Annotated in this window: 1 protein-coding gene; it reads left to right on the forward strand. The window is 57.2% G+C overall.

The window, feature by feature from the left end; all coding sequences use genetic code 11:
• Positions 1–1,298: glutamate/aspartate:proton symporter GltP (gene gltP / locus TU76_RS23840; RefSeq protein WP_048352616.1), on the forward strand; the 1,298-nt coding region annotated here is incomplete at its 3' end.

The raw sequence follows: 1,298 nt of genomic DNA on the forward strand, positions 1-1,298 counted from the left end.
ATGAAGAAGGCAAAACTTAGCCTCGCCTGGCAGATCCTGATTGGTCTGGTCCTCGGGATTGCAATCGGCGCGCTGCTCAACCATTTCAGTGCTGAAAAGGCCTGGTGGATCAGTAACGTTCTGCAACCTGCCGGCGATATCTTTATCCGTCTGATCAAGATGATCGTAATCCCAATCGTGATTTCTTCACTGGTTGTCGGGATTGCAGGCGTGGGAGATGCGAAGAAACTCGGTCGTATCGGTTTTAAAACCATCATTTACTTCGAGGTGGTCACTACCATCGCGATTTTGGTCGGCCTGGTGCTGGCCAACGTGTTCCAGCCAGGTGCCGGGATCGACATGAGCACCCTGGGCACAGTCGATATCTCGAAATATGCGGCCACTGCGGCTGAGGTCACCCATGAACATGCGTTCATCGAGACCATCCTCAACCTGATCCCGTCGAACATCTTCGCGGCCATGGCTCGCGGTGAAATGCTGCCGATCATCTTCTTCTCGGTACTCTTCGGTCTCGGCTTGTCGAGCCTGAACGCCGAACTGCGCGACCCGCTGGTGAAAACCTTCCAGGGCGTGTCCGAGTCGATGTTCAAAGTCACTCACATGATCATGAACTACGCGCCAATCGGTGTGTTTGCCCTGATCGCCGTGACCGTCGCCAACTTCGGCTTCGCCTCCCTGGTGCCACTGGCCAAGCTGGTGTTGCTGGTTTACGGCGCCATCCTGTTCTTCGCCTTCGCGGTGCTGGGCCTGATCGCCAAGCTGTTCGGCTTCTCCGTGATCAAGCTGATGCGCATCTTCAAGGACGAACTGGTACTGGCCTACTCCACCGCCAGCTCCGAAACCGTGCTGCCGCGCGTGATCGAGAAGATGGAAGCCTACGGCGCCCCTAAAGCGATTTGCAGCTTTGTGGTACCGACCGGCTACTCGTTCAACCTTGACGGTTCGACCCTGTATCAAAGTATCGCCGCGATCTTTATCGCTCAGCTGTACGGCATTGACCTGTCGATCAGCCAGCAATTGCTGTTGGTTCTGACCCTGATGGTCACCTCCAAAGGCATCGCCGGTGTACCGGGCGTGTCCTTCGTGGTGCTGCTGGCCACTTTGGGCAGCGTGGGTATCCCGCTGGAAGGCCTGGCCTTTATCGCCGGTGTTGACCGTGTGATGGACATGGCCCGTACGGCCCTGAACGTGATCGGTAACGCCCTGGCGGTACTGGTGATCTCCCGTTGGGAAGGCATGTACGACGACGCCAAGGGCGAGCGCTACTGGAACTCGCTGCCGCACTGGCGCAGCAAAGA

The organism is Pseudomonas psychrophila (assembly GCF_001043005.1).
Taxonomy (GTDB): domain Bacteria; phylum Pseudomonadota; class Gammaproteobacteria; order Pseudomonadales; family Pseudomonadaceae; genus Aquipseudomonas; species Aquipseudomonas psychrophila.